This is a genomic window from Mycolicibacterium rhodesiae (assembly GCF_002086695.1).
Taxonomy (GTDB): domain Bacteria; phylum Actinomycetota; class Actinomycetes; order Mycobacteriales; family Mycobacteriaceae; genus Mycobacterium; species Mycobacterium rhodesiae.
On sequence record NZ_MVIH01000001.1, the window covers coordinates 778296 to 797257 of the forward strand.

At 67.2% G+C, this 18962-nt stretch carries 16 protein-coding genes; 10 read left to right on the forward strand and 6 right to left on the reverse strand.

Annotated elements, in window-relative coordinates; genetic code table 11:
• The first annotated feature begins 6 nt into the window (after positions 1-6).
• Positions 7-684, forward strand: a complete 678-nt coding sequence (locus BST42_RS03770) for a DUF427 domain-containing protein (protein ID WP_083117153.1) — start codon at positions 7-9, stop codon at positions 682-684.
• On the opposite strand, the gene ypfJ is transcribed toward BST42_RS03770, so the two are convergent.
• Entirely contained in the window at positions 662-1540 is an 879-nt protein-coding gene (gene ypfJ / locus BST42_RS03775; RefSeq protein ID WP_083117295.1) for a KPN_02809 family neutral zinc metallopeptidase, read from the reverse strand. The two genes, BST42_RS03770 and ypfJ, sit on opposite strands and share 23 nt — an antisense overlap.
• A gap of 72 nt (positions 1541-1612) precedes the next feature.
• Between ypfJ and BST42_RS03780 the strand changes: the two genes are divergently transcribed.
• The gene (locus tag BST42_RS03780) at positions 1613-3091 is read left to right on the forward strand and encodes a carboxylesterase/lipase family protein (protein ID WP_083117294.1); all 1479 of its coding nucleotides are present in this window, start codon (positions 1613-1615) and stop codon (positions 3089-3091) included.
• Here BST42_RS03780 and BST42_RS03785 read toward each other — a convergent pair.
• Positions 3088-3576 carry an SRPBCC family protein gene (locus BST42_RS03785; protein WP_083117296.1) on the reverse strand — a complete coding sequence of 163 codons (489 nt, stop codon included), beginning with the start codon at positions 3574-3576 and terminating at the stop codon, positions 3088-3090. The two genes, BST42_RS03780 and BST42_RS03785, sit on opposite strands and share 4 nt — an antisense overlap.
• Positions 3577-3700: 124 nt before the next feature.
• On the opposite strand from BST42_RS03785, the gene aspS reads away from it, so the two are divergent.
• Entirely contained in the window at positions 3701-5479 is a 1779-nt protein-coding gene (aspS, locus tag BST42_RS03790) for an aspartate--tRNA ligase (protein WP_083117154.1), read from the forward strand.
• Positions 5476-5907, forward strand: coding sequence for a nitroreductase family deazaflavin-dependent oxidoreductase (locus BST42_RS03795; RefSeq protein WP_083117155.1), 432 nt, complete (start codon positions 5476-5478; stop codon positions 5905-5907). Before aspS ends, BST42_RS03795 begins: the two co-directional genes overlap by 4 nt.
• Before the next feature lie 547 nt (positions 5908-6454).
• On the opposite strand, the gene BST42_RS03800 is transcribed toward BST42_RS03795, so the two are convergent.
• Together BST42_RS03800 and BST42_RS03805 are read right to left on the reverse strand one after the other, a co-directional pair.
• Positions 6455-6961, reverse strand: coding sequence for a DUF302 domain-containing protein (locus BST42_RS03800; RefSeq protein ID WP_237159192.1), 507 nt, complete (start codon positions 6959-6961; stop codon positions 6455-6457).
• Between the two features lies 1 nt (position 6962).
• Positions 6963-8147: a thiolase family protein gene (locus tag BST42_RS03805; RefSeq protein WP_083117157.1), complete on the reverse strand. Its 1185-nt coding sequence runs from the start codon at positions 8145-8147 to the stop codon at positions 6963-6965.
• Between the two features lie 94 nt (positions 8148-8241).
• Between BST42_RS03805 and BST42_RS03810 the strand changes: the two genes are divergently transcribed.
• The 4 genes from BST42_RS03810 to BST42_RS03825 all read left to right on the forward strand — a co-directional run bounded on the left by BST42_RS03810 (position 8242) and on the right by BST42_RS03825 (position 13692).
• Positions 8242-8733 carry a winged helix-turn-helix transcriptional regulator gene (locus tag BST42_RS03810; RefSeq protein ID WP_083117158.1) on the forward strand — a complete coding sequence of 164 codons (492 nt, stop codon included), beginning with the start codon at positions 8242-8244 and terminating at the stop codon, positions 8731-8733.
• Between the two features lie 17 nt (positions 8734-8750).
• Positions 8751-10091, forward strand: coding sequence for a hypothetical protein (locus BST42_RS03815; protein WP_083117159.1), 1341 nt, complete (start codon positions 8751-8753; stop codon positions 10089-10091).
• 275 nt (positions 10092-10366) lie between these two features.
• Positions 10367-10795 (forward strand): MmpS family transport accessory protein, encoded by a 429-nt coding sequence (locus BST42_RS03820; RefSeq protein ID WP_083117297.1) that lies wholly within the window; start codon positions 10367-10369, stop codon positions 10793-10795.
• Entirely contained in the window at positions 10792-13692 is a 2901-nt protein-coding gene (locus BST42_RS03825; RefSeq protein ID WP_083117160.1) for an MMPL/RND family transporter, read from the forward strand. Before BST42_RS03820 ends, BST42_RS03825 begins: the two co-directional genes overlap by 4 nt.
• Before the next feature lie 25 nt (positions 13693-13717).
• Here BST42_RS03825 and BST42_RS03830 read toward each other — a convergent pair whose 3' ends face one another.
• Positions 13718-14020, reverse strand: a complete 303-nt coding sequence (locus BST42_RS03830; protein WP_083117161.1) for a hypothetical protein — start codon at positions 14018-14020, stop codon at positions 13718-13720.
• Between the two features lie 41 nt (positions 14021-14061).
• Between BST42_RS03830 and BST42_RS03835 the strand changes: the two genes are divergently transcribed.
• The gene (locus BST42_RS03835; protein ID WP_083117162.1) at positions 14062-14988 is read left to right on the forward strand and encodes a DUF389 domain-containing protein; all 927 of its coding nucleotides are present in this window, start codon (positions 14062-14064) and stop codon (positions 14986-14988) included.
• Between the two features lie 22 nt (positions 14989-15010).
• Here BST42_RS03835 and BST42_RS03840 read toward each other — a convergent pair whose 3' ends face one another.
• Complete coding sequence (locus tag BST42_RS03840) at positions 15011-15322, reverse strand: hypothetical protein (protein WP_133057409.1); 312 nt, start codon at positions 15320-15322, stop codon at positions 15011-15013.
• A gap of 262 nt (positions 15323-15584) precedes the next feature.
• Between BST42_RS03840 and BST42_RS03845 the strand changes: the two genes are divergently transcribed.
• Complete coding sequence (locus tag BST42_RS03845) at positions 15585-18893, forward strand: transglutaminase family protein (RefSeq protein ID WP_083117164.1); 3309 nt, start codon at positions 15585-15587, stop codon at positions 18891-18893.
• The last annotated feature ends 69 nt before the right edge of the window (positions 18894-18962 follow it).

Below are 18962 nucleotides of genomic sequence, written 5' to 3' on the forward strand. Positions count from 1 at the left end.
GCTGCGATGAGTCTGGTCGCCGGCCGCGGCCCGCTCGGTCCGGACCGGGCCGGCTGGTTCTCCGCGCCGGTGGGCACCCCGATCGTCTACGTCGAGCCGCACCTGCGCCGGGTGCAGGCAGTGCGCGCCGGGCAGACCGTGATCGACACCGAGAACGCGCTGCTGGTCCACCGCGCCGGCGTGCCGCTGAGCTATGCCTTCCCCGAGGGTGAAACAGCCGATCTGCCAACCGAACCCGAACCCGAGGCACCCGGATATGTTCGGGTGCCGTGGGACGCCGTCGACACTTGGGTGGAGGAGGGCAGAACCCTGGTGCACTATCCGCCGAACCCGTACCACCGGGTGGACTGCCTGCCCACCAAGCGGCGGCTACGGGTGCTGGTCGCAGGCGAGGTGCTGGTCGACACCGACGACACTGTGATCGTGTTCGAAACCGCGCTGGCCCCGCGGCTGTACGTCGCACCGGAACATGTGCACACCGCTCTGCTGCGGCGCACGAACACGTCGAGCTACTGCAACTACAAGGGGTATGCGACCTACTGGGCCGCCGGTGACGTCGACGACGTCGCGTGGAGCTATGACGAGCCGTTGCCCGAAACCCGGCCGATCGCCGGCTATTTCAGCTTCGATGCCGAGCGGGCCGAGGTCAGCGCCGAACTTCCTAGCCCAGATCGGCGGCCTTGAACGTATCGCACTGCTTGGGATCGCCGGTCTGATAGCCGGTGGTGAACCACTTCTGCCGTTCGGCCGACGAACCGTGGGTCCACTGTTCGGGATTGACCCGCCCGGTGGCCTGCTTCTGGATCCGGTCGTCACCGACCGATGCCGCGGCCGACAGCGCGTCGGCAATGTCCTTATCGGTCAACGGTTCCAGATAGGTGACGTCGGTGCCGGGCTGCTTGGTGATGGCCGCGTAGTGCGCCCACACGCCGGCGTAGCAATCGGCCTGCAGCTCGGTGCGCACACTGCCGCCGGTGGCGCCCTGCGCCCCCTGCTGGGCGCGGCCGAGCACGCCGAGTAGATCCTGAACGTGGTGGCCGTACTCGTGGGCCACCACGTACTCCTGCGCCAACGGTCCACCGCTGGAACCGAATTGGGTCTTCAGAACGTCGAAGAAGTCGGTGTCGAAGTACGCGGTCTTGTCCACCGGGCAGTAGAACGGCCCGACATCACTGGTCGCCGGTCCGCACCCGGTCTGCACTTGATTCTTGAACAGCATCATCCTGGGCCGGGTGTAGCCCTTGAGCAGGTCGCTCCACACGCCGTCGACCGAGTTGCCGGTGGCCACCACGCGGCATTCGACGTAGGAGTTGGCGTCGGCGCCCGTCTTGCACTTGCTCAAGTCGTAGCCCGACTGCTCGGCGCCGGGCGGCAGGGTCTGCTGCGGAGTGGTCACCTGGCTTGGGTCGATACCGAGGAACACCGCGAGCAGCACCACCACCAGGCCGCCGAGGCCACCGCCGATCGCGATGCCCCGACCGCCGCCACCACCGGTCGAGGTGGTGCTGGTGTCGATCTGCATTCCCTCGTTAAAGGTCATCAGCACTCCTCGAGATCGGTACTTGAGGTGCGGTTACCCACCGCGTTCACCTTGCCACACTACGATTTCGTCGTGACCGTCGTCGCGGATCCGTCGACCGTGGCCTACACCACCCTCGGTGCGTTGCGGGGCACCACCGAAAGTGGTGTGCGGGTTTGGCGCGGCATTCCCTATGCCGAACAACCCATCGGGGAGCGTCGTTTTCGTGCTCCGGCCCCCGTGCAACCATGGGCCGGGGTCCGCGACGCCGTCGAGCACGGACCCGTGCCGCCGCAGGGCCGCTCGTTCGTCGGCGGTGGCCGCGACGACCCGAAGATCCGCGACGAAGCCTGCCTGACCCTGACGATCTGGGCGCCGGCCACCGATACCCCGTTGCCCGTCATGGTCTGGATCCCGGGCGGCGCCTTCGTCTACGGCGCGGGACAACTGCAGCTCTACAACGGGTCCCGGCTGGCCGCCAACGGGGACGTGGTGGTGGTCAACGTGACCTATCGGCTCGGCGTGTTCGGGGGTTTCGAACTCGGCGACCTCGGTGCCGGATTCGCCGACAACCTGTGCCTGCGCGACCAGATCGCGGCGCTGCGCTGGGTGCAGGACAACATCGCCGCCTTCGGCGGAGACCCTCAGCGCGTCACGATCTTCGGCGAGTCGGCCGGCGCGACCTCGGTGCTGGCCCTGCTGGCCAGCCCGGCGGGCGAGGGGTTGTTCGCCCGTGCGATCGCCCAGAGCCCGGCGTTGCCGCTCATCGCCGACCGGGCGACCCGGGCCAAGCGCGCCCACGACTTCGTCGACCTCGTCGGCGCCGATCCCGCCGCGTTCCCGGTGCTGCCGCAGCGGGTGCTGCGCCGGGCCGCGGGGGAGATGCAGCGCCGCAGCGCCGAGGCCACCCCGACGCTGGCCTACGGCCTCACCTACGGCGTGGACCTGTTGCCCAGGCATCCGATCGACGCGGCGCGGGCCGGTGAGGTCAATCCGGTGCCGCTGATCGTGGGGACCAACAGCCACGAGGCGTCGATGTTCGCGTGGTCCAAACCGCCCATGCTGCCGACCACTGCCGACGGGATCGACGCCTACTTCGACAGGGTCGCGCCGGACGCCCGGAACCGCGTGCTGGCCGGTTATCCGGACTATCCGCGGCGGCGGGCACAGATCGCGGTGGGGTCCGACGTCATGTTCGGCGCCCCGACGTGGGCCTTTGCCGACGCCTACAGCCCGCACGCCACCACCCACGTGTACCGGTTCGACCACACCACGTGGACGCTGCGGATGCTGGGCCTCGGCGCCACCCACGGCAGTGAGATCGTGCACATCCAGCACAGCTACGGGTCATATCTGGGCCGCAAGATCCATCCGCTCGGCCGTCGCGTGCAGCCCGCGGTGGGTCGCCGGATGCAGCGCACCTGGCTGAACTTCGCCACCCATGGCGAACTGGAAGATTGGCCACGGTACGACCCCACGCGACGGGCCACCCGCGTCATCCGCTCCAGCAGGGACGTCTCGGTCGACGACCCCGACGCGCTGCGCAGACAGGCGTGGGCCGGGTTGTACTAGCGGAACCGCTTGTCGGTGTAGCGGCGCAGATTGGCCAGGAACCACCGGAACGACAGATTCATCAGCGGCCCGCCGACGATCAGTCCGAACCGGGCAGGCCCGTTCGCCTTCTGCGCCACGGTCCACGTCAGGCGGCAGCCGCCCGGCGTCTCGTCCACGCGGTACTCCTCGGCGAAGGCGGCCACCGCCTTGTTCGAGCAGGTGTTGAACCGAAATGCCAGGTAGCTGTAGGGCTCCCAGGCCAGGAACTCCTCGTCGCCCACCAGCCCGCCGAGCATGTTCACCGTGCGGGTGGTGCCGATGCCGTACGGCTTGGGGCTGGTCCAGGTGACCCCGGTGATGACCTTGGCCCACTGCGGCCAGGACTCGGCGTCGGAGAGGACCTCGAACAGTTGCTCGGGTGTGATGGCGAGGTCCACGCTGTTGGAGAAGCGGAACTTCGCGTCGCGAATGAACGTCAGATCGACGCGCTCGCAGGGATACATCGTGGTCATCGGGGCTACCTCCGGGGGAGACCATACATCGAGGTGACGTATGTCCGGTCGGGCCCACCTCATAGACTGAACCCTCGTTTTCTTTTCCATCCGTTTCTCGATTTCAGGAGTTTCAGTGCTGCGCAGTCACGCCGCCGGTTCGTTGCGGGCCTCCGACGCCGGACAGACGGTCACGCTGGCGGGCTGGGTGTCCACCCGGCGCGACCACGGCGGCGTCATCTTCATCGATCTGCGCGACTCGTCCGGCGTTGCTCAGGTGGTGTTCCACGATGCCGACGTGCTGGCGCAGGCGCACCGGTTGCGCGCCGAGTTCTGTGTCGCCGTCGAGGGCGTGGTCGGTATCCGCCCCGAGGGCAACGCCAACGCCGAAATCCCCACCGGCGAGATCGAAGTCAACGCGACGGCCCTGACGGTGCTGGGCGAGAGCGCCCCGTTGCCGTTCCAACTCGACGAGCAGGCCGGGGAGGAAGCCCGGCTCAAATACCGCTATCTCGACATGCGCAGGCACGGTGGTCCCGGTGACGCAATCCGGTTGCGCTCCAAGGTGAATGCGGCCGCGCGCTCGGTGCTGGCCGCCCACGACTTCATCGAGATCGAGACCCCGACGCTGACCCGGTCGACTCCCGAGGGGGCGCGCGACTTCCTGGTGCCTGCCCGGCTGCAGCCCGGTTCGTTCTACGCGCTCCCGCAGAGCCCCCAGCTGTTCAAGCAGCTGCTGATGGTCGCGGGCATGGAGCGCTACTACCAGATCGCACGGTGCTACCGCGACGAGGATTTCCGCGCCGATCGCCAGCCGGAGTTCACCCAGCTCGACATGGAGATGAGCTTCGTGGACGCCGACGACGTCATCGCGGTCTCCGAAGAAGTGCTGAGGGTCGTGTGGTCCACGATCGGCTACGACCTCCCGACGCCGATCCCGCGGATGTGTTACGACGAGGCGATGGGCCGATTCGGTACCGACAAGCCCGATCTGCGGTTCGCCGTCGAACTCGTCGAGTGCACCGAGTACTTCAAGGACACGCCGTTCCGGGTGTTCCAGGCGCCCTACGTCGGTGCCGTGGTCATGGCCGGCGGTGCGTCGCAGCCGCGCCGCACGCTCGACGGCTGGCAAGAGTTCGCCAAGCAGCGCGGTCACAAGGGCTTGGCGTACGTCCTGGTCGGTGAGGACGGCGAGCTGAGCGGCCCGGTCGCCAAGAACCTGTCCGACACCGAACGCGCGGGGTTGGCCGCCCACGTCGGTGCCGCACCGGGCGACTGCGTGTTCTTTGCGGCCGGGACCCCCAAGGGCGCCCGTTCCCTGCTCGGGGCGACGCGCATCGAGATCGCCAAACGGTTGGACCTCATCGACCCCGACGCGTGGGCCTTCACCTGGATCGTCAAGTGGCCGTTGTTCGAACCGGCCGACGACGCCACCGCAGCCGGCGACGTTGCGGTGGGGTCGGGCAACTGGACCGCGGTGCACCACGCGTTCACCGCGCCGATGCCGGAGTCGGAGGCGACCTTCGACACCGATCCAGGTTCAGCGCTGGCCAACGCCTACGACATCGTCTGCAACGGCAACGAGATCGGCGGCGGGTCGATCCGTATCCATCGGCGCGACGTGCAGGAGCGGGTGTTCGCGATGATGGGCATCGATCACGACGAAGCCCGCGAGAAGTTCGGATTCCTCTTGGACGCCTTTACCTTTGGCGCACCGCCGCACGGTGGAATCGCGTTCGGCTGGGATCGCATCGTGGCGCTGCTGGCTGGGGTCGATTCGATTCGGGAGGTGATCGCGTTCCCGAAGTCCGGCGGTGGCGTCGACCCGCTGACCGATGCGCCTGCGCCGATCACCGCGCAACAGCGCAAGGAATCCGGAATAGATTTCAAACCCGAGAAGCTGGACAAGCCATGACCGATACACCTGATGCCGCATACATGAACGAATTCAACAAGGGCATCGTCGAAGAGTTCCGGTCCAACGCCGGAGTCGTCGGCGGACCGTTCGAAGGCCGCCCGCTGCTGCTCCTGCACACCACCGGCGCGACGTCCGGCCAGCCGCGGCTGGCGCCGCTGGCTTATTTCACAGTTGACGGCAAGCTCATCATCATCGGCTCGAAGGCCGGCGCCGACACCAACCCGGACTGGGTGCACAACCTGCGGGCCAACCCGCGGGCGCACATCGAGGTCGGCACCGACGCCTACGACGTGACTGTTCGCGAGCTACCGCTCGAGGAACGCAACGAGCTGTACCCGAAGATCGTTGCGGAAGCGCCCGGATTCGGGGAATACCAGTCCAAGACCAGCCGGGTCATCCCACTGTTCGAGCTCACCCGCGCCTGACGGCGCGATCGGGCGCGATTTCCGGTGCTGCACGCCGAAAGTCGCGCCGGATCGCCTGAGGACACTGCGAGTTCCGGCCAGAAGGTGTCGGCCCAGCACACCAAGGGTCGCGATCAATCGCGGCACGGACAGAGGAGGGCTGAAGTGGGACCGGATCCGCAGGAGCGGCAGCAGCGGCAGGCCGAAACAGAAGCGGCCGAGGAAGCAGCCGCCCATAGCAATTGGACGTATCCATGGCCTCCGGCCGGCGATGATTCGTCGCCGCCGGTGCAGGGTGGCGATAACCCCCGCGCGCCCCGCGATGGCGGCGCCGGGAACCCGAGCGCTTCGCCGAATCAGGAGTCCCGTGCCGCTGAACCGGGTCGACCGGAAGGCGAGGTTTCCACGCACCTGTCGAAGCGCTGCGGCAAACAGACAGCGTGGAAGGGTGTCGCGGCGTCGACCGCGGTCGTCGTATTGCTGGCACTGCTGTGGAAACGGCGTCGTCGATCCGCTGCGGATCGACGGACATGGTCGGCGAGCCCGCCATACGCATCGAACCCGGGTATCAGCAGTCAGCGGGTCCTTCGCGGGTAACCTTCGCGGCCAAGTCCGCCAATTTTGTGTCGAGTGCCTCGGCTGCCTCGAGCAGCTCCGGGTTCGGCTCCACGACCATCAGCGACGACGGCTTCACGTAGGTCAGGCTGCTGCCGCCGTCTTCGTCGAGGACCAACAACTCGACCGGGGCGAACAGGCCCGCGGTCACGTCATGGCGAATCATCGTGATCGCGATCAGCGGGTTGCCGAGGATCACCCGCAACACCTTGCGCCCGATGCCTGCTTTGGTGATCCAGGCACCGTGGTCGAGCAGTGCGAACAACATGAATCCGCTTGGCCCGACGTACTTTTCGACTCGGGCCTGATATGACTGCCAGTCATCGCTGGTGGTCCCGATCTCACCGATCGGCACCGGCTGCTCGCCGATGTCGGCGAGCAGCGCGGCAACCAGGTCGGGATAGCTCTTGGTGCTGTCGTATCGCACCCGAACCCCGCCGAAGCGGGTCTCGGTCGCCACGTCAGAGTCGCTCGATGATCGTGGCGTTGGCCATACCGCCGCCCTCGCACATGGTCTGCAGGCCGTAGCGCCCACCCCGCTGCTCCAGAGCATTGACGAGCGTCGTCATGATCCGCGCGCCGCTGGCGCCCAGCGGGTGGCCGATCGCGATCGCGCCGCCGTTGACGTTGGTCTTCAGCAGGTCGGCTCCGGTATCGCGGGCCCAGCTCAACACCACCGGGGCGAACGCCTCGTTCACCTCGAAGAGGTCGATATCGGCCAACGTCAGACCCGCGCGCGCCAGCACTTTCTCCGTCGCGGGGATGACGCCGGTCAGCATGTACAGCGGATCCGAGCCCACCACGGTGGTGGTGTGGGTGCGCGCCAGCGGTTTCCAGCCGTGCCGGCGGGCGACCTCCGACGTGGTGATCAACACCGCGGCACTGCCGTCGGACAGCGGTGAGGAGTTGCCCGGCGTGATCTCCCAGTTGATCTGCGGGAAGCGCGCGGCATACGCCTCGTTGTAGAACGCCGGCTTCAATCCGGCCAGCGTCTCCACCGTCGTTCCGGGACGGATGATCTCGTCGGTCTGCAGGCCCGCGATCGGCGCCAGCTCGTTGTCGAACAACCCGTCCTTGGTGGCTTGCGCGGCCTTCTCGTGGCTGGCGGCCGAGAACTCGTCGAGCTCGGTGCGTGACAACCCCCAACGTGCGGCGATCAGCTCCGCGCTGATGCCCTGCGGCACCAGTCCGTCCGAATAGCGTTCGGCGAACCGGGTGCCGAACGGATCGCTGCCCGGTAGCACCGACGAACCCATCGGTACCCGGCTCATCGACTCCACGCCGCCGGCGATCACCACGTCGTAGGCACCTGCGATGACGCCCTGCGCGGCGAACGAGATCGCCTGCTGGCTCGAACCGCACTGCCTGTCGACGGTCGTCCCGGGCACCGACTCCGGAAAGCCCGCACCCAGCAGCGCGTTTCGCGCGATATTGACCGCCTGGTCGCCGGCCTGCGTCACCGCGCCCGCGATGACGTCGTCGATCTCTGCGGGGTCGACACCGGTTCGTGCGACCAGCTCGGAGAGGCTGTGCGCCAGCAGATCGGCGGGAAGCACGCCGTGCAACGCGCCGCCGGGCTTGCCCTTGCCGATCGGCGTGCGGACCGCCCCCACGATGACGGCGTCCCGCCCTGAGTAACCGGCCATGTTGTCCTCCTGAACTCCTCGCTGAGTACTGCTCTCTATACCCAGCTATAACACCTAGGTATAGTGAAAACAACTCAGAAATGGAGTGACTTACGTGACACTGCTGCAGGGACCCCTTGCCGACCGCGACACCTGGTCGGCGGTCGGCAAATGCCCGATCGAAAAGACCATGGCGGTCATCGGAACCAAGTCGGCGATGCTGATCCTCCGGGAGGCCTACTACGGCACCACCCGATTCGACGACTTCGCGCGGCGGGTGGGCATCACCAAGGCCGCCACGTCGGCGCGGCTCGCCGAACTCGTCGACGCCGGCCTGCTGACCAGGCGGCCATACCGCGAGCCGGGGCAGCGGGTGCGCGACGAGTACGTGCTCACCGAGTCGGGCACCGAGCTCATGCCGGTGGTGTGGGCGATGTTCGAGTGGGGGCGGCGCCATCTCGCCCAAGACACCCGACTGCGGCTGACGCACCTCGACTGCGGCGCGGACGCGACCGTCGAAATCCGTTGCGCACAGGGGCATCTCGTGCCTCCTGAGGAACTGGGCGTGGAGCTCAAGCAGAAAGGCGCCGCGCCTACGCAGCGGTGAGACCGCTCCCGCCTACGATGGCCGGTGTGGACTCCACGCTGGCGTACATCGATCAAGGATCCTTCCTCGGACTGCGGGCGCTCGGTCGCGGACCGCTGGCCCAGTACGCCTGGATCTATGAGCACCCGGTCGACTTCGACGGGCTGCGGCGCTTCCACCACAACCTGGGCCGCGGCCTGTTGGGACGGCGGATCGAACGCTCGCCGCTGCCGTTCGGCCGCGACCACTGGGTCGCGTGGACCGGTCCGGCCGACATCGACGTCGCGGCGGCCGCCCGCCCACGTGCCGAGGCGCTGGACTGGCTCGACGAGCAGATTCGCGTCCCGATCGATCCCGAGGACGGTCCGTCCTGGCGGCTGGCCGTGCAGCCGTTCACCGAGGGTGGGGCAGTCATCACGCTGATCGCCTCACATTCGATCTGCGACGGGCTGGCGATCACCCTGGCCATCAACCAGGCGGCCCGCGGCGAGACCTGGGACCTCGGCTACCCCCAGCCCCACGCCCGTACCCGCGGGCAGGCACTGCGCGAAGACGCCGCGGGGCTGGTGCGTGCGGTGCCCGACTTCGCCAAGGCGATCGGTGCCGCGGTGAAGCTGGCCCGCAACAACCGTGATGAACTGACCTCGTCGGCCGGACGGTCAGCGCCTGCGCCGGCCAAGATCGACGAAAGCCGCCTTGTCACCGTGCCTGCGCTGGTCGCCTACATCGACGAGAATCAGTGGCAAGAGCGTATGGAAAGCCTTGGTGGAACCAGCAATTCGTTGTTCGCCGGAATCGCCGCGAAGCTGGGCCAGGAGCAGGGTCGGGTCGACGACACCGGTCGGGTCCGGCTGCAGTTCCCGGTCAGCGAACGTACCGAGGGTGACACCCGGGCCAACGCGCTGACCGGGATGACGGTGAGCATCGATCCCGCCAACGTCACGCAGACGCTGCGTGATGTGCGTGCCGAACTGAAGAAGAACCTGGCCGCGCTGTCGGAGAGCCGCTTCGAGCTGCTGGGTCCGGTGGCACTGGCACCGCTGATCCCGCCCGGACTGGCGCGCCGACTGGAGGGGATGGCGCTCGGAGCCGGCGCGCCGATCGGCTGTTCCAACCTCGGCAAGCTGGACCCGGCGGTGAACCGGCCCGACGGCACCGACGCCGACCACATCGTCGTGCGTCAGCTGGAGTCGCGGATCACCGCGGACATCCTCGACCGGCTCGGCGGCACGTTGTTCCTGGCGTCGGGTCAGGTCAACGGTGAGGTGTCGCTCTCGGTTTCGGCGTGGCGTCCCGGTGGCCCGAACAGCAAAGACCTGTTGAAGGCCTCGGTAGGTAAGGTGCTCGGCGAATTCGGGCTCTCTGCCACCATCGAGTAACCGCATCGGTTGTGACACCTGTCAGAAACTCGGGCGGCCCATGAGGCTGATCACACGGGTTATGCTGACAAGATCCGTTAGTCCTACTATGTAGCGGTGCTAAATGGGGCCGCGGTGAATCGACAGGCTGATCTGCGAGGCCAGAAGGGGGTCCGGTCGTGACGCTGGAAAGCCAGACCTATGCCGCCTCGGGCGCGCCGGCGGACGACGCACCGGCCGACCTCGACACGCAGAAGACTCAACCCGCAGGTCATCGCACCAAGCGTCGCGGGCCGCTGCAGCTCCTGCGCAAGGTATGGCTGCCGATCGTGATCCTTCTGGTGATCGCCATCGCCGCCTTCGGCGTTTTCCGCCTGCACGGAGTGTTCGGCAAGACCGAGACGACCAGGCCCGGAAGCGGCTTGGCCAATGACACCAAGCCGTTCAACCCGAAGACCGTGGTCTACGAGATCTACGGCCCCCCGGGAGCCGTTGCGACCATCAACTACCTCGACCTCGACGCCCAGCCGCAGATCGTGCGTGACGTCACGCTTCCGTGGTCGATCACTTTGACGACCACTGCGCCGGCCGCTTCGGCCAACATCGTCGCCCAGGGCGACAGTGACACCATCGGTTGCCGGATCACCGTCAATGGCGAGCTCAAGGACGAGAAGACCAACACCGGGGTGAACGCGCAGACCTTCTGCCTGGTCAAGTCCGCATGATCCTGCTCAACAAGGACGAAAAGCCCGAGGCTGGGCCCGGTAAGCGGCCCCACATCGCGCAGTGGGTCCGCTGGTTGTCGGTTCCGATCATCCTGGGCTGGCTGGCGCTGACCATCATCACCAACATCGTGGTGCCGCAGATCGAGGTCGTCGGTCAGATGCAGTCGGTACCGATGACGGCGATGGATGCGCCGTCGTCGGTCGCGATGAGCACGATCGGCACGACGTTTCATGAGTTCAAATCGAACACCTCGGTGATGATCGTGCTGGAAGGCGATCAGCCACTCGGCGACTCCGCGCACCAGTACTACAACGAGATCGTCAAGAAACTCGAGGCCGACAAGGCGCACGTCGAGCACATTCAGGACTTCTGGAGTGACCCGCTGACCGCGGCCGGCTCGCAGAGCGCCGACGGAAAGTCCGCCTACGTGCAGGCCTACCTGGTCGGCAACATGGGCGAGGGCATCGCCAACGAGTCGGTCGAGGCCGTCAAGAAGATCGTCGAAAGCGTGCCCGCGCCGGCGGGGATCAAGGCCTATGTGGCCGGGTCGTCGGCGCTGATCAACGACACCCACATCGCCGGTGACCGCAGCCTCAAGATCATCACCGGCCTGACGTTCGGCGTCATCACGGTGATGCTGCTGGTCGTCTACCGCTCGATCGTCACGGTGCTGATCGCCTTGGTGATGGTGTTCCTCGAACTGGGGGCGGCCCGCGGCGTGGTGGCCTTCCTGGGTTATCACCACTTGATCGGGCTGTCGACGTTCGCGGTCAACCTGCTGGTGATGGTCGCGATCGCGGCCGGCACCGACTACGTCATCTTCCTGTTCGGCCGCTATCAGGAGGCGCGCAGCAAGGGCGCCGACAAAGAGTCGGCCTATTACGAGATGTATCACGGCACCGGACACGTGATCGTCGGGTCCGGCATGACGATTGCCGGCGCGTTGTTCTGTCTGCATTTCACCCGAAGCCCGATGTTCCAGTCGATGGGTGTTCCGCTCTTCGTCGGCATGGTGGTGGTCGTTTCCGCCGCGATGACACTCGGTCCCGCCGTCGTCACCGCGGCCAGCCGCTTCGGCCTGCTGGAGCCCAAAGCTGCGTCACGTGAACGCTTCTGGCGACGCATCGGCACCGCCGTCGTCCGCTGGCCGGGTCCGATCCTGGTGGCGACGACCTTCGTCTGCCTGATCGGGCTGCTTGCGCTGCCCGGCTACCGGACCGACTACAACGACCGGCACTACCTGCCTGCCGACATCCCGGCCAGCGAGGGTTTCGCGGCTGCCGAGCGGCACTTCCCGGAGTCCCGTCTGAGCCCCGAGCTGTTGATGCTGCAGAGCGATCACGACCTGCGCAATTCCGCCGACTTCCTGGTGATCGACCGGGTCGCCAAGGCCATCTTCCACACCCCGGGCATCGGGCGGGTGCAGACCATCACCCGGCCGCTGGGCACCCCGATCGAGCACAGCTCGATCCCGTTCCTGCTCGGTATGCAAGGCACCACGCAGACGCTGAACCAGTCCTACATGCAGGACCGGATGAAGGACATGCTGAAGATGGGCGACGACATGAACGTCTCCATCAATCAGATGACGAAGATGTACGACCTGCTCGGACAGCTCAACGCCGTGACTCACAGCATGGTCGGCAAGATGGACCTGACGTTGGCCGACATCCAGACGTTGCGTAACCACATCGCTGACTTCGACGACTTCTTCCGGCCGATCCGCAACTACTTCTACTGGGAACCGCACTGCTTCGACATCCCGGTGTGCAACTCGATCCGGTCGGTCTTCGACACCCTCGACGGTATCGACACCATGACCGACGACTTCCAGGTCCTGGTACCGGATCTGCACAAGCTGGACCTGTTGACGGCCCAGATGCGCACCCTGATGCCGCCGATGATCGACACGATGCGCTCGATGCGGACCATGCAGCTCACCCTGCAGAGCACCCAGTCCGGTCAGCAGGACCAGATCGCGGCGATGCAGGAAAACCAGAGCGCGATGGGCAAGGCGTTCGACGAGGCCAAGAACGACGACTCGTTCTACCTCCCGCCGGAGGCGTTCGACAATCCGGACTTCAAGCGCGGCATGAAGATGTTCTTGTCGCCGGACGGAAAAGCGGTGCGGTTCATCATCTCTCACGAGGGTGATCCGATGTCGCCGGAGGGCCTCAGCCATATCGACCCGATCAAGAACGCGGCGTTCGAGGCGATCAAGGGCACCCCGCTGGAGGGCTCCAAGATCTATCTGGCCGGTACCGCGGCCAGCTTCAAGGACATGCAGGACAGCGCCGACTACGACTTGATGATTGCCGGGTTGGCCGCGTTGTGCCTGATCTTCATCATCATGCTGATCATCACCCGAGCCGTGGTGGCCTCCGCGGTGATCGTCGGCACGGTGGCGTTGTCGCTGGGCACGTCATTCGGTTTGTCGGTGTTGATCTGGCAGGACCTGATTGGCCGTCCGCTGCACTGGATGGTGATGGTGATGGCGATCGTCATCCTGCTCGCGGTCGGTTCCGACTACAACCTGTTGCTGGTGGCGCGCCTCAAGGAGGAGATCCCGGCCGGGCTGAAGACAGGCATCATCCGCGCGATGGGCGGCAGCGGTTCGGTGGTCACCTCCGCGGGCCTGGTGTTCGCGGTGACGATGGCGGCCATGGCCTTCAGCGAGTTGACGGTCATCGCCCAGGTCGGCACGACCATCGGCATGGGCCTGCTGGTCGACACGCTGGTGATCCGGTCGTTCATGACGCCGTCGATCGCCGCCCTGTTGGGCCGGTGGTTCTGGTGGCCGCAGCGGGTGCGTCCACGTCCGGTGCCGAGCCCGTGGCCCAATCCAGCGGCCAGGGCGGCGAACACCGAGTCGATTCCGGCCCAATCTCAGCAGTAGCCAACCGCTTTCGGAGGGGTCCGAGTCAGTGCATGGCGTTGTGCGCGCCGTCCACGCAGCCGCGCTGGTAACTTGCGGCGTGCTGGGCGGCCTGGCCCGCGCAGTAGGCCGCGATCGACTCCTCGTGCGCCTGGTAGCCGCCGGCGTCGACCCACCGCTGCCCGTTGGCGTAGCCGGCCCAGTAGTCGCTGTCCTTGCGGTCCGAGGTCAACATGAAAACCACGCCCAGTACGGCGAACAGCGCGATCACGAGCACGGCCTGAACCCAGCGGTTGCTGAGCCAGGGCCACAGACGGGCGGGTATCCACCGCGGCTTGGGCCGATCCACAACGAAGATTCTTGCACCCCTGGGGAAGTAGTCTCGCGGTTGTGCTGCATCTGCGGGTGATCGCGCCGGTCGACCTTCGTGACGACGTGTTGGCTATCCTGCAGCGGCAGGTCGGGGTGACGCACCTGGTGGTGCATCAGGGGGCGGCGCTGGACCCGCCCGGCGACGAGATCTCCGCCGACATCGCGCGGGAATGCGCCAACGACGTCATCGACGACCTCAAAGCACTGGACTTGCACCACCGCGGCGCCATCACGCTCGATCTGGTGGACACCGTGGTGTCCACCGCTGCCTACCGCGCCGAGAAGCAGGCTGACGGCGACCCGGGGGACGCGATCGTCTGGGAGGAGCTGTCGGCCCGCACTCGCGAAGAGTCGACGCTCAACATCACCTTTCTGTTGTTTCTGTGCCTGGCGTGCATGATCGCGGCGGTCGGCGTGGTGACCGACTCTCCCGTCACGGTGGTCGGCGCCATGGTCGTCGGCCCGGAGTTCGGCCCGTTGGCCGCCCTGGCGGTGGCGCTGGTGCGACGCAGGCTGGACCTGGCCCGCCGTGCGTCACTGGCGCTGCTGGTCGGTTTCCCGGTCGCCATGGCCGCCACCGCGGGGTTCGTGCTCGCAGGCGAGGCGCTGGGCTGGATCAAGCTGGGCAGCACCCGCCAACTCACCGATGTCGATTTCATCTTTCAGGTCGGCCCGCTGTCGTTCGTCGTCGCGCTGCTGGCCGGCGCGGCAGGCATGCTGTCGTTGGTGTCGGCCAAATCCGCCGCCTTGGTCGGGGTGTTCATCTCGGTGACCACAGTGCCCGCCGCGGGTTTCGCGGTCGTGGCCGCGTCAGTCGGAGAATGGGACGTCGCCGTGGAATCCGCGGCGCAACTGGCGATCAACCTGGTGGGCATCACACTGGCCGGAGTGCTGGTGCTGGCTACGCGACGCCGGCACGAGACGCGCCGCCATGGCACGGCCTGACCGTGGTGGGACCGAAGACCGACTAGTGTCTAGCGCCTGTGGGGTGGATGATCAACATCGCAAGTCTGAAGAACCATGTCTCGAAGCGCGGAATCGCGATGACGGTCTTCGCCGCGGTGGTCGCAGGTCTCGCAGTCGCAACACTGCTCCACGTCCCGACCCCTCCCGATGTCGGGCCCGGCTCACCCGAGCCGAGTCGGACGAACGCCCCCTGGATCGAGCCTGCGCCGGCCCCGGGACCGGCTCTCGAGACGCCGAGTTCTGCTGCGGCCGCGCCGACGTCGGTCCCGCCACCGACCCCACCGCCGACGCCGGAACCCGTTCCGACGGTCACGCCGGAACCCATACCGAGCCCCACCTACACCCCGACGCCGACTGAGACGGCGCCCCCGACTCAGACAGTGGCTCCGGCGACCGAGGCGACAACCAGCCCTACGGCGACATCGACCACTCCCAGCGAGCAACCTGCGTTCCCCATCCGGACCAGCCGGGCGCCCTCAACGCTGCTTCCCAACGGTGGGCGGCGTAGCTGAGACGACAGGCCCGCCGCACCGCGCCATGCGTTTCCGAGGGTCTTGTGATGGGATTAGCGGCCTATGGGCATCAAAGTGGCGCTCGAGCACCGCACCACCTACACCTTCGACCGATTGGTGGAGGTGCATCCGCATGTCGTCCGGCTGCGGCCTGCACCGCACTCGCGAACGCCCATTGAGGCCTACTCGCTGGAAGTCGAGCCCGCCGACCATTTCATCAACTGGCAGCAAGACGCCTTCGGCAACTTCCTGGCCCGGCTCGTGTTTCCCACCCGGACACGGGAACTCACCATCAAGGTCGGGCTGATCGCCGACCTCAAGGTCATCAACCCGTTCGACTTCTTCATCGAGGACTACGCGGAAACCTTCCCATTCGTCTACCCCAAGGCGCTCAAAGACGACCTCGAGCCCTACCTGCGGCCGGTCGACGAAGGCGACGAGGGATCGGGGCCGGGGGACCTGGTGGGGTCGTGGGTGCGGGATTTCGTCGTCGCGCCCGGGACCCGGACCATCGACTTCCTGGTGGCGCTGAACCGCGCGGTCAACGGCGACGTCGGGTACAGCGTGCGGATGGAGGCCGGCGTACAGACCCCGGATCACACCCTGCGCACCGGCATCGGATCCTGCCGCGACTCGGCGTGGCTTCTGGTGTCTATCCTCCGTGGACTGGGGTTGGCGGCCCGGTTCGTGTCCGGCTATCTGGTGCAGCTGACCTCTGACGTCGAGGCGCTCGACGGTCCGTCCGGGCCTGCGGCTGATTTCACCGACCTGCACGCCTGGACCGAGGTGTACGTTCCGGGTGCCGGGTGGATCGGGCTGGACCCCACCTCCGGTCTGTTCGCCGGGGAAGGTCACATTCCGCTGGCCGCCACGCCACATCCGTCGTCGGCAGCCCCGATCACCGGTACCACCGGGATCGCCGAGGCCACCCTTGATTTCGCGAACATCGTCACCCGTGTGCACGAAGATCCGCGTGTCACGCTGCCCTACACCGACGCCGCCTGGGCAGCGATCAACCAACTCGGCGCCCGCATCGACGAGCGACTGGCAGACGCCGATGTGCGGCTGACCGTCGGCGGTGAGCCGACCTTCGTCTCGGTGGACAACCAGCTCGACGAGGAGTGGATCACCGCCGCCGACGGTCCGCACAAACGGGAGCGAGCCTCGGTGCTGGCCGCGCGGCTCAAGGCCGTGTGGGCGCCGGGTGGTCTGGTGCAGCGCAGCCAGGGTAAGTGGTATCCGGGAGAACCGTTGCCGCGCTGGCAGATCGGCATCCATTGGCGCCGCGACGGCGAGCCGCTGTGGACCGATGCCACGCTGCTGGCCGATCCCTGGGGCGCCCACGATGACGTCAACCCCGAAGCGGCACAACAGATCCTGTCGGCGATTGCCGACGGTCTCGGCCTGCCTGCCACCCAGGTGCGCGCGGCATTCGAGGACCCGTTGAGCCGGTTGGCGCGTGCGGCGCGCCTGCCCGTCGGCGACCCCGTCGGTCCCGGCGACGATCTGGAGACCGACACCGCGGCCGCGCGGGCGGCGCTGTTGGCCCGCCTGGAAGAGCCGGTCACCGAACCGGCTGCCTACGTGCTGCCGCTGCACCGGCGCGAGGACGACGCCGGCTGGGCCAGTGCCGACTGGCGGCTGCGCCGCGGCCGGGTGGTGTTGCTCGACGGTGACTCACCGGCCGGGCTTCGCCTGCCGCTGGATTCGATCAGCTGGCAGCCCCCGCGTCCGTCGGCGCCCGCCGACCCGATCGCCAGCGGCGTACGCGCGTTGCCGGTCGATCCCGGAACCGTCGACGCCGCCGTTGAGGATTCGCCCACCACGCCCACCACCGCGATGGTCGCCGAAGTGCGCGACGGTGTGCTCTACATCTTCATCCCGCCCACCGAGGAGCTGGAACACTTCGTCGACCTGATAGCCAGGGTGGAGGCCGCCGCCGCGAAGCTCGCTTGCGCGGTGGTCGTCGAGGGCTACGGGCCGCCGCCGGACGCGCGGCTGCACTCGATGTCCATCACGCCGGATCCCGGTGTCATCGAGGTCAACGTCACGCCCGCTGCCAGCTTCGCCGAGCAGCGCGACCAATTACGCACCCTCTACGACGAGGCGCGGCTGGCCCGGCTGTCGACCGAGTCGTTCGACGTCGACGGCACGCACGGCGGGACCGGCGGCGGCAACCACATCACTTTGGGCGGTATCACGCCGGCCGACTCGCCGCTGCTGCGCAGACCCGATCTGCTGGTGTCGCTGTTGACCTACTGGCAGCGTCACCCGGCGCTGTCGTATCTGTTCGCCGGCCGGTTCATCGGCACCACGTCGCAGGCGCCCAGGGTCGACGAGGGCCGCTCCGAAGCGCTCTACGAACTCGAGATCGCCTTCGCCGAGATCGCCCGGGTCTCGGCCACCGGTATCAAGCCGTGGGTGACCGACCGGGCGCTGCGCCACCTGCTCACCGACATCACCGGCAACACCCACCGCGCCGAGTTCTGCATCGACAAGCTCTACAGCCCTGACAGCCCCCGCGGCCGGCTGGGTCTGCTGGAACTGCGCGGTTTCGAGATGCCCCCGCACTTCCAGATGGCGATGGTGCAGTCACTGCTGGTGCGCGCGCTGGTCGCGCGATTCTGGGATCAGCCGCTTCGGGCGCCGCTGATTCGGCACGGTCTCAATCTGCACGGACGATACCTCTTGCCGCACTTCATCATTCACGATATTGCCGATGTCTGCGCCGACCTGCGCGCGCACGACGTCAACTTCGACACCAGCTGGCTGGACCCGTTCACCGAGTTCCGCTTCCCTCGGGTGGGGACCGCGGTGTTCGACCACGTCGAGATTGAGCTGCGCGGCGCCATCGAACCGTGGAACACCCTCGGCGAGGAATCGACCGGTACCGGCACCGCGCGCTACGTCGACTCCTCAGTGGAGCGCATCCAGGTCCGCACCATCGGCGCCGACCGGCAGCGCCACATCCTCACCTGCAACGGCTTCCCGATCCCGATGCTGGCCACCGACAACCCCGACGTCTTGGTCGGCGGCGTCCGCTACCGGGCCTGGCAGCCCCCGAGCGCGCTGCACCCGACCATCACCGTCGACGGCCCGCTGCGGTTCGAACTGGTCGACACGGCCACCGGCACGTCCCGCGGAGGCTGCACCTATCACGTCTCGCACCCCGGCGGCCGGGCGTACGACACCCCGCCGGTCAACGCGGTGGAGGCCGAATCGCGCCGTGGACGGCGCTTCGAGGCCACCGGATTCACCCCCGGCTTGGTCGACGTCGCCGATATCAGGGAGAAACTTGCCCGGCAATCCACGGACGTCGGTGCACCGGGGATCCTCGACCTGCGACGGGCCCGCACAGTGCTGCAGAACTGATGGGGACCACCGACCCGAATATGCTCGGGGCGGGCCATGCGTGTGCAGGAGTCTGGAATCAGGAGGTGG